General features: G+C 72.4%; 14 protein-coding genes, 1 tRNA gene and 1 pseudogene. 4 read left to right on the top strand and 12 right to left on the bottom strand.

The genetic code is table 11. The features are described 5' to 3' along the window. Window positions 1-209 (top strand): annotated as a pseudogene (locus D3273_RS28520) (IS481 family transposase); the annotation flags it as partial. A 243-nt stretch (window positions 210-452) separates the two neighbouring features. Here D3273_RS28520 and D3273_RS25555 read toward each other — a convergent pair. Continuing rightward, a tRNA-Ala gene (locus tag D3273_RS25555) sits at window positions 453-528 on the bottom strand. A gap of 119 nt (window positions 529-647) precedes the next feature. Next, window positions 648-2,102 carry a glucose-6-phosphate dehydrogenase gene (gene zwf, locus D3273_RS25560; RefSeq protein ID WP_129229785.1) on the bottom strand — a complete coding sequence of 485 codons (1,455 nt, stop codon included), beginning with the start codon at window positions 2,100-2,102 and terminating at the stop codon, window positions 648-650. 235 nt (window positions 2,103-2,337) lie between these two features. Here zwf and D3273_RS25565 point away from each other — a divergent pair, with 235 nt between their 5' ends. Next, the gene (locus D3273_RS25565) at window positions 2,338-2,793 is read left to right on the top strand and encodes a DUF3597 domain-containing protein (RefSeq protein ID WP_129229786.1); all 456 of its coding nucleotides are present in this window, start codon (window positions 2,338-2,340) and stop codon (window positions 2,791-2,793) included. 67 nt (window positions 2,794-2,860) lie between these two features. Here D3273_RS25565 and D3273_RS25570 read toward each other — a convergent pair whose 3' ends face one another. After that, window positions 2,861-4,000, bottom strand: coding sequence for a L,D-transpeptidase family protein (locus D3273_RS25570; protein WP_129229787.1), 1,140 nt, complete (start codon window positions 3,998-4,000; stop codon window positions 2,861-2,863). A 162-nt stretch (window positions 4,001-4,162) separates the two neighbouring features. On the opposite strand from D3273_RS25570, the gene D3273_RS25575 reads away from it, so the two are divergent. Both D3273_RS25575 and D3273_RS25580 read left to right on the top strand, forming a co-directional pair. Continuing rightward, window positions 4,163-4,765 carry a D-sedoheptulose-7-phosphate isomerase gene (locus D3273_RS25575; RefSeq protein ID WP_129229788.1) on the top strand — a complete coding sequence of 201 codons (603 nt, stop codon included), beginning with the start codon at window positions 4,163-4,165 and terminating at the stop codon, window positions 4,763-4,765. Further along, window positions 4,762-5,280, top strand: coding sequence for a D-glycero-alpha-D-manno-heptose-1,7-bisphosphate 7-phosphatase (locus tag D3273_RS25580; protein WP_129229789.1), 519 nt, complete (start codon window positions 4,762-4,764; stop codon window positions 5,278-5,280). Before D3273_RS25575 ends, D3273_RS25580 begins: the two co-directional genes overlap by 4 nt. 16 nt (window positions 5,281-5,296) lie before the next feature. Here D3273_RS25580 and D3273_RS25585 read toward each other — a convergent pair whose 3' ends face one another. The 9 genes from D3273_RS25585 to D3273_RS25625 form a co-directional block, all read right to left on the bottom strand. After that, complete coding sequence (locus tag D3273_RS25585) at window positions 5,297-5,707, bottom strand: hypothetical protein (protein ID WP_129229790.1); 411 nt, start codon at window positions 5,705-5,707, stop codon at window positions 5,297-5,299. A gap of 83 nt (window positions 5,708-5,790) precedes the next feature. Beyond that, window positions 5,791-6,555, bottom strand: coding sequence for a lysophospholipid acyltransferase family protein (locus tag D3273_RS25590; protein WP_129229791.1), 765 nt, complete (start codon window positions 6,553-6,555; stop codon window positions 5,791-5,793). A gap of 65 nt (window positions 6,556-6,620) precedes the next feature. Next, window positions 6,621-6,980 carry a hypothetical protein gene (locus D3273_RS25595; RefSeq protein WP_129229792.1) on the bottom strand — a complete coding sequence of 120 codons (360 nt, stop codon included), beginning with the start codon at window positions 6,978-6,980 and terminating at the stop codon, window positions 6,621-6,623. Continuing rightward, window positions 6,977-7,885 carry an NAD-dependent epimerase/dehydratase family protein gene (locus D3273_RS25600; RefSeq protein WP_207210903.1) on the bottom strand — a complete coding sequence of 303 codons (909 nt, stop codon included), beginning with the start codon at window positions 7,883-7,885 and terminating at the stop codon, window positions 6,977-6,979. The genes D3273_RS25595 and D3273_RS25600 overlap by 4 nt, the downstream gene beginning before the upstream one ends. A 28-nt stretch (window positions 7,886-7,913) precedes the next feature. Continuing rightward, on the bottom strand, window positions 7,914-9,719 hold the full coding sequence (locus D3273_RS25605; protein ID WP_129229793.1) for a glycoside hydrolase family 15 protein: 1,806 nt from the start codon (window positions 9,717-9,719) through the stop codon (window positions 7,914-7,916). Window positions 9,720-9,721: 2 nt separating this feature from the next. Then, window positions 9,722-10,717 (bottom strand): SDR family oxidoreductase, encoded by a 996-nt coding sequence (locus D3273_RS25610; RefSeq protein WP_129229794.1) that lies wholly within the window; start codon window positions 10,715-10,717, stop codon window positions 9,722-9,724. An 87-nt stretch (window positions 10,718-10,804) separates the two neighbouring features. Beyond that, entirely contained in the window at window positions 10,805-11,197 is a 393-nt protein-coding gene (locus D3273_RS25615; RefSeq protein ID WP_129229795.1) for a hypothetical protein, read from the bottom strand. 70 nt (window positions 11,198-11,267) lie between these two features. Beyond that, window positions 11,268-11,741 carry a BLUF domain-containing protein gene (locus tag D3273_RS25620; RefSeq protein WP_129229796.1) on the bottom strand — a complete coding sequence of 158 codons (474 nt, stop codon included), beginning with the start codon at window positions 11,739-11,741 and terminating at the stop codon, window positions 11,268-11,270. A gap of 37 nt (window positions 11,742-11,778) precedes the next feature. Beyond that, window positions 11,779-13,494, bottom strand: coding sequence for a putative bifunctional diguanylate cyclase/phosphodiesterase (locus D3273_RS25625; RefSeq protein ID WP_129229797.1), 1,716 nt, complete (start codon window positions 13,492-13,494; stop codon window positions 11,779-11,781). Window positions 13,495-13,865: the final 371 nt, after the last annotated feature.

Below are 13,865 nucleotides of genomic sequence, written 5' to 3' on the forward strand. Positions count from 1 at the left end.
AGGAGGCGACCACCAAGACGTTTCACTACGATACCGCAGAGATACTGCGCGCGCACGTCCTGGCCTTCATCGCGGCTTACAACTTTGCCAAGCACCTCAAAGCGCTGAAGTGGAAAACACCGTTTCAGACAATCTGCAGTGCCTGGACAGCCAATCCGGCTGTGTTCAAAACCAACCCGCACCACCTCATTCCGGGACCATACACCTAGGCAGGTCATCGCGCGGCGGGCCACTCGCGAACCGAAGTCCCTCGTGGCCTACGAACCCGTCTCTGAACGAGAAGGACGCGATTGGAGCGGAAAAGCTCGAGCGGGCGGGGTAGAAAAGGCGGCGGTGCGGCGTGGTCGCTAAGGCAGCAAGAGAACCCAGCAGACCCTGCACCGCTTGCAAGGTTCCTGTAAGTCACGTGTCTCTTAAAGGAAAAGCCTGGGGTAAAGGTCCCAGGACTATGTTGGTGGAGCTGAGCGGATTCGAACCGCTGGCCTCTGCAGTGCGATTGCAGCGCTCTACCATCTGAGCTACAGCCCCAACATGGCGTGTTGATAGATCGGCGGTGCCCCTCCTGTCAATCGCGACTTTCGCTGCGCGGCCGGCGGCGCCGTTTCCCCGGCGCGGCCGGCCGGACAGGCGCCAGCCTGCCGTTCGGGTCACACGTCGGCTTCGGCCCAGCTCCGGCCGTCGCGCTCGACCAGGGCGATGGCGGAGGAGGGGCCCCAGGTGCCGGCGGTGTAGCTCTTGGGCGGCTCGCTCGATGCCTGCCAGGCTTCGATGATCGGGTCGACCCAGGCCCAGGCGGCCTCGACCTCGTCGCGGCGCATGAACAGCGTCTGGTTGCCCCGCACCGTGTCGAGGATCAGGCGCTCGTAGGCGTCCGGGTTGCGCACCCCGAAGGCGGCCGCGAAGCTCATGTCGAGCGACACGTGCTTCAACCGCATGCCGCCCGGCCCCGGGTCCTTGATCATCAGGTAGAGCTTGATGCCCTCGTCGGGCTGCAGGCGGATCAGCAGGCGGTTCGGCTGCGGGGTTTCCCCCTCGAACACCGAATGCGGCACCTGGCGGAACGTCACCACGATCTCCGACACGCGGCACGGCAGCCGCTTGCCGGTGCGCAGGTAGAAAGGCACGCCGGCCCAGCGCCAGTTGCCGATCTCGGCCTTCAGCGCCACGAAGGTTTCTGTGCCGCTCGCGGTGCCGAGCTCGTCGAGGTAGCCCGGCACGGCGCCGCCCGCCGAAGCCCCGGCCCTGTACTGGCCGCGCACCGTCACCTGGCCGGCGTTGGACGCGTCGACGCGCTTCAGGGCCTTGAGCACCTTCAGCTTCTCGTCGCGCACCGGGTCCGCCTTCATGGAGGAGGGGGGCTCCATGGCGACGAGGCACAGGAGCTGCAGCATGTGGTTCTGCACCATGTCGCGCATGGCGCCGGCGGTGTCGTAATAGCCGGCCCGGCCTTCCACGCCGAGCTCTTCCGCCACCGTGATCTGCACGTTGTCGATGTGGGACGAGTTCCACAGCGGTTCGAACAGCGCGTTGCCGAAGCGCAGCGCCATCAGGTTCTGCACCGTTTCCTTGCCGAGGTAATGGTCGATCCGGTAGATCGAGGCCTCGGGGAAGACCGCACCGATGCCCTCGTTGACGGTCAACGCCGAGGCGGCGTTCTTGCCGATCGGCTTTTCCAGGACGATGCGGGCGCGGGCCTGCGCCAGGCCGTGCGCGCCGATCTTCTCGGCGATGGGCACGAACAGGTCGGGGCTCGTGGCGAGGTAGAACACCACCGTGTCGTCCGGGCGCTCGGCGATCAGGGCGGCGAGCCCGTCCCAGCCCTTCTCGTCCCCGGCGTCCGCCGCCACGTAGTCGATGCGCTCGATGAAGGCGTCGAGCGTGCCGGCGGCGTCGACGCCCTTCACGGACTGGCGGGCCATCTCCCGGTAGCCGTCGCGGCCGAGGTCGCGGCGCGCCACGCCGATGATGCGGGCCGCGCTCGGGAGCTGCCCGGCGATGTCGCGGTGAAGCATGGCGGGCAGGAGCTTGCGGCGGGCGAGGTCGCCCGTGGCGCCGAACACCACCAGCGTGAAGGGATCGACGGGGATGACGCGGCTCGTCATGGGGCAGGGGCTTTCCGTTGCGTGTCGCGGTCGCGGCGCGGGGCACCGGCAGGCACGCGCCGTGCCAACCGGCCCCCGCTCCGGCCGCCCGTGCCCGAATGTCGAGCACGCCGCCCCGCGTCAGGCAAGCCGCGCCGGGTCGAGGGGCTTCCCGGTGCGGGGCCGGACCGGGGGGCGTGACACTTTTGGCACCGTCGGGCGTTGACCGGCGCTTCTCCAACCCAGGAATCTGTCCATGAGCATGTTCGGCAACATCGTGTCCGCGCTCTTCCACCACGCGTCCGCTGCCGCCCCCACCGAGACCGCCGCCGCCGACGCGCCGGCGTCCGCCGCGACGGCGTCCGATCCCGCGCCCGCCGGCGGCGGTGCCGCGACGCCTCCGGCCGCCGGCGCGCCCTCCGCCGCTGCCGCCCCCGCGGGCTCCGCCCCGCAGTCCGTGGACGCCAAGGCCGTGCTGGCCGGCCTCGCCGCCAAGAACCCGCAGAAGCTCGATTGGCAGCATTCCATCGTCGACATGATGAAGCTGCTCGGCCTCGATTCCAGCCTGTCGAACCGCAAGGATCTCGCCAAGGAGCTGAACTACACCGGCGACATGGACGATTCCGCGTCGATGAACGTGTGGCTCCAGGGCGAGGTGATGAAGAAGCTGTCCGCGAACGGCGGCCAGGTGCCGGCCGACCTCAAGGCCTGAACGCTGAGACGCGCGCGCCGTCCGGCGCGCCCGTCTCCGTCGGCCCCCCGCCCGCCGGGGGGCGCCTTCAGGGCGCCGGCTTCGCCGTATCCGCCGAAGCGCTGGGCTGGCCCGCCGGGGCGCCCACCGCCGGCGTCGCCGGCACGCTCGGGCCCGGCACGCTCGGGGCAGGCGGCACCGGGGCCGCAGCCGGCACCGGTCCCGTCGAGCCCTGCACGTCGCCGAAGGACACGGGCGTGCCCTTGTCCACCATGGCGGCGAGGTTCAGCGCGTCCCAGTTCGTCATGCGGATGCAACCGTGCGACTGGGTCTTGCCCACGGCTTCCGGGTCCGGCGTCCCGTGCATCCCGTAGCCGTCGCCGCCGAGGTCCATCCACACGAGGCCGACCGGGTTGTTGGGTCCGGGCTTGATGCTGAAGGGCCGTTTCGCCGACACGCCCTTGAAATGGTACTTCGGGTCGTAGGTGTAGACCGGGTCGCGGTCCACGCGGTGCACCGTGAAGTCGCCCGTCGGCGCGGGCTTCTCGTCCGAACCGATCGAGGCCGGGTAATGGGCGATCAGCCGGCCGTCGGCGGCGAGCGCTTCCACGTCGTGGCCCGCCTTGTCGACGACGATCCGGGCCACCTTGTCGGCCGGCTTCGCGGCGTCGACGTCGGCCACGACGATGCGCTGCCCGGCGGCGAACTTCGAGCCGGGGTTCAGCGCCATCAGCAGCGGCTCGCTCATATGGTAGCGCTCGCCGAGCTCCTCGCGGATGTCGTGGTAGCCCATGTGGGCGAGCTTCGACTGCGCTTCGAACTTCGCCGGGATTGTCTTCGTGAAAGGCCCCGCGGCCTCCTCCGCCGTGACCGACACCGAGGTCAGCGGCGCGGGAGCGCCCGCCGTCAGCCTGTCCCAGGTCGGCTGGTCGAGCCGGCCCGACGCGGGCAGCCCCATCTGCACCTGGTAGGCCGACAGGGCGTGCCCGAAGTTCTCGCCGTCGATGCCGTCGATCGCGCCGGGCGAGAAGCGGGCCCGGTCGAGCAGCACCTCGGCCTTGACGATCTCCGGCACGGCCCGCCCGCTGGGCTTGTCGGGCAGGGGCGAGAATGCCGCGTCGTCGACCGCCTTGGCCGCCATGGGCGGGGGCGCGGCCAGCGCCGGCGCGATGCAACCGGTGACGGCCGCCGCCGCGAGGGCGGCGGCGAGGATGCGGCGATGGGTCATGACGGGAGTTCGCTCTGAGGTGGCCCGGAACAACGGGCCGCCGCGCTCCGGAGTTCCGGCCAAGCTCAAGCCGGCATGAGATGCCGCAGCTTGATTCGGAGGGGGCGGGATGGCATCGCTGCGCGCCGAGAACCCGTATCGCCGGCCGAGGATGAACCCGCCATGACCGACCGGCCCGCGCGCCGCATCGCCGACACGCTGGACGCGACGCGCGACCTGATGGACGCCAGCGCCCGCGACGGCGCGCTGCTCGAGGCCGTGGACCGCGCCGCCGCGGCCCTGACGGCGACGCTGCGGGCCGGCGGCAAGCTGCTCATCGCCGGCAACGGCGGCAGCGCCGCCGACGCCCAGCACATCGCGGGGGAGATCGTCGGCCGCTTCCTGTTCGACCGGGCGCCGCTGGCCGCCATCGCGCTGACCACGGACACGTCGATCCTCACGGCGGTCGCCAACGATTACGGCTTCGACCACGTCTACGAGCGCCAGGTGCGCGGCCTCGGCAAGGCGGGCGACCTGTTCCTCGGCATCTCCACCTCGGGGAATTCCGCGTCGATCCTCAGGGCCTGCACGGCGGCCCGCGACATGGGCTTGACGGTGGCGGGCATGACGGGCGCCGGCGGGGGCCGCATGGCGGAGCATTGCGACATCCTCATGCGGGTGCCGTCGGAGCGCACCTTCATGATCCAGCAGGTGCACATCACCCTGGGCCACATCCTGTGCCTGATGGCCGAGGCGGAGATCTTCGGGGCGGCTTCCGGCGCATGACGGGGCCGCTGCGCCCCGCCGTCTTCTTCGACCGCGACGGGGTGATCAACGCCGACCTCGGCTACGTGGGCGACGCGGCGCGCTTCGCCCTGCTGCCCGGCGCGGCGGCCGGCGTGCGGGCCGCCGCCGAGGCCGGCGCGCTGTGCTTCCTCGTCACGAACCAGTCGGGCGTGGCACGCGGCTTCTACACGGAAGCGGACGTGGACGCCCTGCACCGCCACATGGCGGCCGAGCTGGCGCGAGCCGGGGCGCGCTTCGACGACATCCGCTATTGCCCGCACCTGCCCGAGGCCCCGCTCGCCGCCTACCGGCGCGACTGCGGCTGCCGCAAGCCGAAGCCCGGCATGATCCTCGACCTCATGGCCGGCTGGCCGGTCGACCCCGCCCGCAGCGCGATGATCGGCGACAGGACGAGCGACATGGAGGCGGCGCGGGCCGCCGGCATCCGGGGCCTGCTCTACGAGGGGGGCGCGCTCGCCGACGCGGTGCGGGCCGCGCTGGCGCCGGGGGCGTGAGGAGGTCCGGCGGGGGTCATGCCCCGTCGAGGTCGCGCAGCACGGCGGCGCGGGCCGTGGGGCCGTCGGCGAGGAGGTGCACGTGGATCTCCTCGGCACCCCGGGCCAGGGCGGCGCGGAACGGGGCGCTGTCGTAGAACAGGTCGGGCAGGGCGCCGGTCTCGTCGAGGGCGAGGATGCGGGGCGCCCCGGCGGCGTCGCGGCCCACCGCCATCACGACCGCGTCGGCGAACCGCGGCGCGTCCTCGCCGGGGAGCGGCTCGCCGACGGGAAACACGGAGAACAGGTGCCGCCGGCCGCTCCGGCCGCGCCAATGCCGGAAGCGGCGGGACAGGTCCGTCCCGGCGAGGCCGGCCAAGGGAGCCGCCAAGGGAGCGGCCGAGGCCGCGATGGGGCGGGGAAGCGTGGCGGCAGCGGAATGTTGCATCTTCGTTCTCCCCGTCGATGAGAACAAAGATAGAACGCGGTCGCCGTCATGGTCAATCGGCGGAGCCCCGCCATCCCCCGAAATCAGGCCGGAACGGTGCCGGCGGGGAACAGCGACGCAAGCTTCGGGTCAGCCTCGACGGCTTCCGCCATCAGCCGCGCGCTCGCGGCTTCCACGCCCTCGCTCATGCGGGCCTGGAACACCTGGCGGGGCAGCCCGGCGGGGATCAGGGGCAGGAACTCGATCACGGCCGTGCCGGGGCGGCGCAGAAAGGACTCGCGCGGCCAGAACAGCCCGGAGTTCACCGCCACGGGGAGGCAGGACGCGCCCGTCTCGGAATACACGAAGGAGATGCCCGCCTTGTAGACCGCGGGCGCGCCGGGCGGCCGGCGGGTGCCTTCTGGGAAGATGAACACCTGGCGGCCCGCGTCGAGCACGGCGCGGGCGCCCCGGCTCACCTGCTGCAGCGCGGCGCGGCCCTGGCCGCGGTCCACCGCGATCTGCCCCGAGCGGCCGAGGTACCAGCCGAAGACGGGGATCCGGGTCAGCTCGCGCTTCAGCACGAAGGTGAAATCGGGGAACAGCGAGCAGAGCGCGATGATCTCGAGAAAGCTCTGGTGCTTGGCGGCGAGGATGCAGGGCTCGGCCGGGATGTTGCCGCAACCCCGAAACACGACGCGGGTCCCGCACACGACGCGGAGCAGCCACAGCGAGCCCTTGGCCCACACGTTGGCGAGGCGAAGCACGCCGCGGTAGCCGAACAGCACGCTCGGCAGGCCGAACACCATCAGGGCGATCAGGTAGGCATAGAAGAGGACGTTGAAGACGGCGGAGCGCAGGGCCAGCATGCCTTCTTTTTGCCAGATGGCGCCTGGGCAGGCAAACGGCGGGCCCGCCGCGGCGCGCCCGCGCCTCATCCCGGCCGGGTCGTGATCTCGTATTCGCAGGCGTCGCGCGGCAGGCCGCGCCGCGACCTGGCCTCGTCGTGGTAGATCACCGTCCAGTCCGGCAGCGCCGCCTTGACGCTCCGCGCGAGGGCGAGCCCGTCCGCGGCGAAGCGATCGGCGTCGAGCACCGGCGCGTCCTCGTCCATGTCGTCGTGCTCGTCGTAGACGGCCTGCCACGCGTCGATGCGGTCGCGCAGGGCGGTGGGGACGGGCAGGTCGTCGAGCATGCCCTCGGTGCCGTCCATCTGCCACACGCCTTCCGACCCGTAGACCGCCATCAGGCAGACCCAGCGCAGCCCGTGGAAGCGGCTCGTCCCTTCCGTCATCGCCCGGGCTCCGTCGTGGAATCGTCCTGCGGCGCGTAGCCGATGAGGTTTCGCGCCGCCGCGAGGTCCCAGGCCATCCCGGCGTTGGCCGACATGGCGTTGACGACGATCGCGGGGGCGGGCCAGCGGGACGCGTCCGCCGTCACGGCGGCCGAGACGGCGGCGAGGAGGTCGCGGTTGGACAGCCACATGCCGCGGAACCACGCGAGGGTCCGCGCCGCTTCCGGCGTGTCGGGGCCGGGCTCGCCGGGGATGCCGGAGGCCGTCATCGTGCCGGGGCGGTTGTCGCCGGGCTGGCACCAGCCGATCCGCAGCGAAACCGCGGTGAAGCCGCCGGCCTCGGCCCGCGCGGCGAGCAGCCGCTCGCCCATCAGCTTCGCCGCCGCATAGGCGCGCCGGGGCTCGGCCGCGTCGACGCGCGTGCCGGGGAGCGGCGGCAGCGCCGTCGTGAGCGCCCCGGGCGCGACATCCTCGTCCTTGTAGCCGCCCATCACATGGTTGGAGGAGGCGAACACGAAGCGCGGGGCGGCGGCGGCGCCGCGCGCCAGGGCCTCGACGGCCTGGAGCGTCATGTCGAAGGACGCGGCGGCGTCGTCCCAGCCGGCGTCCGGATAGGGGCGGCGCGCCGCGAGGTGGACCGCGGCGTCGACCCCCGCGAAGGCGTCGTCGAGGGCGGGCGAGCGCCGCGTCAGGTCGACCGCCGCGGGCCGCACCTTCGGGTGGTCGAGCGCGCGGGCATCGCGGTCGAGCGCCACGACGCCCGAGCACCAGGGCGCCGCGGCGAGGTGGGCCACGAGCTTGCGCCCGAGGTTGCCGTTCGCCCCGGTGACGAGGATGCGCCGGGGGCGGGGCGAGAAGGACGGGTCCGGCATGGGGTTCTCCCGCGCCGCACCGGCGCGGGCCATCTCCTACCCGATCCCGCCGCCGCCCGCATCAGCCGCCGCGGTTCAGCACGGGCCCGCACAGGCCGAGCGCCGTGTTGACGATGGCGAGGTGGGTCAGCGCCTGGGGGAAGTTGCCCGTCAGGTGCTGGGCCGGCACGTTGTATTCCTCCGCGAACAGCCCGAGGTCGTTGCCGACCGCGAGGAGCCGCTCGAACTGCGCCACAGCTTCCTCGTGCCGGCCTTGGAGCTGCAGGCAATCCGCCATCCAGCAGGAGCAGGCCAGGAAGGCGCCCTCGTTCGGCCCGTCCACCTTGGCCTTCATGCGTCGGATCAGCCCGCCCTCGGACAGGACGTCCCCGATCCTGGCGATGGTCGCCGCCATGCGAGGGTCGTCGGCGGGCAGGAAGCCGACGAGCGGCAGCAGCAAGAGGCTCGCGTCGACGGCCTCGTTCCCGTAGGCCTGGGTGAAGGTTCCGAGCCCCGCGTTCCAGCCTTCGCGGCAGGCCGCGGCGTGCACCTTGTCCCGCATGGCCTTGAGGTGCGCCAAGCGCTCCGGAGGCTCGTCCGCGAGGGCGCCACCGTCGCGCACCGCGCGGTCGAAGCCCGCCCAGGCCATGGCCTTGGAATAGGTGTACTGCCGCGGGTGGCCGCGCGATTCCCACACGCCCGAGCCAAAGGTGTTCCACACCGTTTCCAGGTGGTCGACGATGCGCCGCTCCACCGCGACGTGGTGGGGCGTGACCGCGATGCCGGCGCGCCGCGCGAGGTCGAGGCAATCGAGCACCTCCCCGTACACGTCGATCTGGTGCTGCTTCGCCGCCGCGTTGCCGATCAGCACGGGGCGGGCGTCGCGGTAGCCCGGCAGCTCGTCCACCGCGTATTCGTCGAGGTGCCGGCTCCCGTCGAGCCGGTACATGATCTGCATCTTGTCGGGTGCGCCGCCGACCGCGCGCAGCAGCCAGTCGCGCCACGCCGTCGCTTCCTCGGTGAAGCCGGCGTTGAGGAAGGCGCCGAGCGTGAAGGACGCGTCGCGCAGCCAGCAGTAGCGGTAGTCCCAGTTCATCGCGCCGCCGGCGAGCTCCGGCAGGCTCGTGGTGGGCGCCGCCACGAGCCCGCCCGTCAAGCCGTGCACCATGGCCTTCAGGGTGATCAGCGAGCGTTTCACGACCTCCGGCCACCGCGTCCTCGACGCGTCGAAGCGGCCGATCCAGCCCCGCCAATGGGCCCTGGTGTCGGCCAGCGCCCCGTCGGGGTCGACGCCCGCACCCCGTCCCGCGGATGCCCCGCCGGAGGACGCGGCGTCCATCAGCGACGAGTAGGAGAGCACGAAGGCGAAGCGCCGCCCTTCCCCGACCGTGAAGGTGGCGGTGGCCACGTCGTCGTCGAGCTTCACCGCCACGGGCGCGTCGAGGCTCACCTGGTCGGGGCCGATCCTGGCCGTGATCCCGCGGCCCGTCGCCTCGCACCAGGGCGGCACCGTGCCGTAGGCGAAGCGCAGCTTGAGGGTCATGTCGAGTTCGACCGAACCCGACAGGCCTTCGACGATCCGCACGAGGGACGACAGGTCGCCGTCGCGGATCGGCATGAAATCGGTGATGCGGTAGGCGCCGCCGTCCACCTCGGCGTCGGTCTGGAGGACCAGCGTGTCCTCCTCGTAGCGCCGCGAGCGGCCCGTGACCCTCGCCTGGGGCGAGAAGGACCAGCAGCCGTGCCGCTCGTCGCCGAGCAGGGCGGCGAAGCAGGCGTCGCTGTCGAACCGCGGCCAGCACAGCCAATCGATCGAGCCGTCGCGGCTCACCAGCGCGGTGGTCTGGCCGTCGCCGATGAGGCCGTAGTCCTCGATGGGTGAACTCATGGTCAGAACTTGTACTTCTTGGCGAGCTGGTGCAGCACCGCGATGCCGCCCAGCACCGCAAGGCCCGCGTAGAGGCCGTCGCGGTGGCGGTCGGTGAACATCTCCCACGAGCCCGCGCGCGACTTGGAATCGAAGCGGCCGTGGGCGCCGTAGTCGCCCTTCACCGGCTCCCACAGGTTGCCCTTGTAGTTCGGCGGCAGCTTCTGGTCGGTCGTCTGGGACGTGTAGCCGTATTTGGCGAGGTAGCGGTCGGCGAAGGCCGGGGCGATGCGGTTGGCCCAGATGGCCTGCACGGTGGGCCAGCCGACCCAGATCTCGCGGCGGCGGTGGGTGGCGCCGAAATACACCGCGCGGGCCGGCACCTCGGGCTGGTAGATCGGCGGCACCGGCTGGGCCATGAAGCCCAGCTTGTTGACCGCCCAGTTGAACTGCGGCGTGTTCACGGCCGGCAGGTCGACCATGCAGATGTGGATGTCGAGCTTGTCGTGGATGATCTCGGAGCGCAGCGAATCCGTGAAGCCGCGGATGGCCGCCTTGGCGCCGCAGTAGATCGACTGCAGCGGCACCGACCGGTAGGTCAGCGCCGAGCCGACGTTGACGATGGAGCCTCGGTTGCGCGTCCGCATGCGCTTCAGGGCCGCCATCATGCCGTAGGCCTGGCCGAGGTAGGTCACCTCGGTGCCGCGCAGCACCTCGTCGGGCGTCAGCTTCTCCACGGGCGAGAACACGGTCGAGAAGGCGACGTTGACCCACACGTCGATGGGCCCGAGCTCCTTCTCGACCCGGTCGGCGGCGGCTTCGACCGCGGCGGCGTCCGCCACGTCGGTCGGGATCGGCAGGGCCCGCACGCCGTGGCGCCGCGTCTCGTAGGCGGCGCGCTCCAGGCGGTCGGGATCGCGCGACAGCAGGGCGACGTCGTAGCCGTTCTTGGCGAATTCCGTCACCACGGCCCGGCCCACGCCGGCCCCTGCGCCGGTCACGACGACGATCTTAGCCATTCTGAGTCTCCCCTGAGTCTGCGCTTCAATCGTTGGATCGGAGGTTGGATGCAGGGCGGGGGACAAATAGCGGCGCGCCGCCGCGGTTCAGCGGCCGCAGCCGCGCGCCGAAGCGGCGTCGCGGGTCGCCGGCTCCTTGGCGCAGAAGCGCGCCACCGCGTCGGGCCCCACGAGGTCGGCGGCCTCGTAGGCCTGCCGGCCGCAGCCGATCGCCAGCGCCTCGTCGCTCAGCCTGAGCAGGTCGGCATCGCTGCCGCCGCGCGCCGCGTGCAGCCGCGCGTCGAAGGCGCGGGTGCAGCGCAGCCCGCCGTCGGGGTCGGGCGCGAAGGGGCGGTGCCACACCATGTAGGCGCCCGACACCCCCGCCACGGCCAGCATGGCGAGGATCACCCCGGGCAGCGCGAAGGAGCGGCGGCGCGGCGGCCAGCCGTCGGGCGGGGGAAGGGGCGGCGGCGCTTCGGTCGGGATCGTCGGGCTCATCGGCGGGGCGGCGAACGGGGGCGGACCTTGCCCCATCGCGGCCCCGCTGGCCAGACCGGACCGGCGCCGGTCAGCCGGCGGAGGCCGCCAGCGCCGGCCGCGCCGCGGCGCGCGGCGCGTCCTCGCCCTCGACGATCTGCAGCAGCGCGGCGAAGAGCCGGTCGGCCTCCATGCGGCCGATGTCGAACGCGGTGCGGCGGGCGAACTCGCCCCACAGCTCCCGCCCGCGCGGCGAGCCGCCCACGAAGGCCATGGACCAGTTGGGGAAGCCGCGGGCCGCCACGGGCTCGCATTGCAGCACGCCCACGTCGCTGTGGCGCGGGTCGCGCTGGATGCGCTCGAAGGTGGCTTCCACGGCGAGGCGCGATCCTTCGAGCACCTGGGCGAAGGAGCCGGCGTTGAACAGCAGCGCTCCCGTCACGCCGACGCGCGCGTTGTTGCGCTTCGACACGGCCAGGATGCCGTCCACGGCCGCCGCCTGCGCGTCCTCGTCGCCGGGCAGGAGGTTCCGGCTCGTGTAGATCAGGCGGTAAAGATCGCTCATCGGGCGGCTCCCGGCGTCGGTTGGCGGCAAGGATGGGTCAGGGCTCGGCCTGCTCGGCGAAGAGCCGTCGGATGTCGGCGGCCGAGATGGGCCGCGAGATCAGGAAGCCCTGCACGTCGGTGCAGCCTTCCCGACGGATGCTGTCCATCTGCTCGGGGGTTTCGACGCCCTCCGCCACCGTGGCCATGCCGAGCGCCGCCCCGAGGCCCGCCACGGCGCGCACGATCGCCATGGCGCCGCCGGTGCCCCCGGACGGATCGCCCGACACGAAGGACCGGTCGATCTTGATCCTGTCGAACGGGAAGGAGCGCAGGTAGCTCAGCGACGAATAGCCGGTGCCGAAATCGTCCATCGCGATGCGCAGCCCGAGGCCGCGCAGGGCGTGGAGCGTGGCGACGTTGGCTTCGCTGTCGTGAAGCAGCAGCCCTTCGGTGATCTCCAGCTCCAGCCGGCGCGGGTCGAGGCCGGACTCTTCCAGCGCGGACGCCACCGTGGCGACGAACCCGCCGCCCCGGAACTGCGCCGGCGACAGGTTCACCGCCACCGTGAGGTCGCCCGGCCAGCGCGCCGCTTCGCGGCAGGCCGTGCGCAGCACCCATTCGCCGATCCCGACGATGAGGCCGACCTCCTCGGCGAGCGGGATGAAATCGCCGGGCGACACGGTGCCGCGCTCGGGGTGGCGCCAGCGGATCAGGGCCTCGCAGCCGACGATCCTGTTCGTTTCGAGGTTCATCTGCGGCTGGTAGACCAGCTCGAACTCCTGCGCCGCCACGGCACGGCGCAGGTCGAGCTCGAGGCGGCGGCGCGCCTGCACGCGCTCGTCCATCTCGGGCTCGAAGAAGCGGAAGCCCCCGCGCCCGTCCAGCTTGGCGCGGCGCAGCGCGAGGTCGGCGTTTCGGATCAGGGCGGCGGCGTCGGCGCCGTCCGTCGGGGCGAGCGCCACGCCCACGCTGGCGCCGATGTTGATCAGGTGGCCCTCGACCATGTAGGCGCGGCCCAGGAGGTCGACGATGCGGCGCGCCAGCACGGCGGCGTCCTCGTCGCGCGACACGCCGTCCTGGAGCACGGCGAACGCGTCGCCGCCGAACCGGGCCGCCGCGTCGGCCGGGCCCAGCGCCGTCGCCAGCCGCTCCGCCACCTTGCGCAGCAGGGCGTCGCCGACGCGGTGGCCGAGCGTGTCGTTGACCTGCTCGAAGCGGTCGAGGTCGACGGCCAGCACGGCGAAACCCCGTCCGCTCCGCTCGAGGCGGGCGCCGGCTTCGCCGAGCGCCGCGGTGAAGCGGGCGCGGGTCGGCAGGGCCGTCAGGGGATCGCGACCGCCGTCGGCGGCCCCTTCGAGCCGGGCGGCGCGGTCCGCCAGCGCTTCCACGGCGACCGACCAGCCGGCGCCCGCCAAGGGCTTCACGTCGAGCGCGAGCGGCACGCCGCCGCTCGTGAGGTCGAGCGACGCAGGTTCGCCGCGGCGCAGCGGGCCGCGGAGCCGCATCAGCGCGACCCGGCGCTCGCCCGCCCGGCCGCGGCCGAGCGCCGCGAGCAGGTGGCGCAGGGGGCGGCCGACGACCTCGGGGCCGAGGCCGAGCGCCCGTCGCGCCTGCGACGAGCACAGCGCCACGCGGCCGTCGCGCTCCACGAGCAGCAGGCCCTCCGGCATCCCGTCGAGGAAGGCCGCCGCGACCGAGCCGGCGCCCGCTTCGGGATGGGGCGAGGCGGGGGAGCCGCGCCTCGCCTGCCGTTGCGGTATCGCCGAGTCCATGTCGCGCCGCCCCAATTCCGTGCCGCCGCTCGACCGAGGATCGACGATGCACACACGTCGATATGGCACGGCGAGTCTCAACAGATCGTGAGAAGGGCGAAGGCTTCCGCTTCGCCGGCCAAGTCTGCCGGGCGATGCGCCGGATCTGATGACGGCCGCCCTTTCGACCGATGGGCATTGATCCGCGACCGGCGCCGGCCGTCCCGATGCCGGTCGGGACAGGGTCGCGCCCTTCGAAACCTGCGAACGTGTCGCGCCCGTTTCCGAACGCCCGTCGAAACGGCGACGGATCTCCCCCCTTTATGGATGGCCCGCCCCTCCCTCTGCAGCAGCTGATAGCATGCTGGTGCAACCCAGGTGAGGACGGAGCA

It is taken from the genome of Lichenibacterium minor, assembly GCF_004137685.1.
In the GTDB taxonomy this organism is placed as follows: domain Bacteria; phylum Pseudomonadota; class Alphaproteobacteria; order Rhizobiales; family Beijerinckiaceae; genus Lichenihabitans; species Lichenihabitans minor.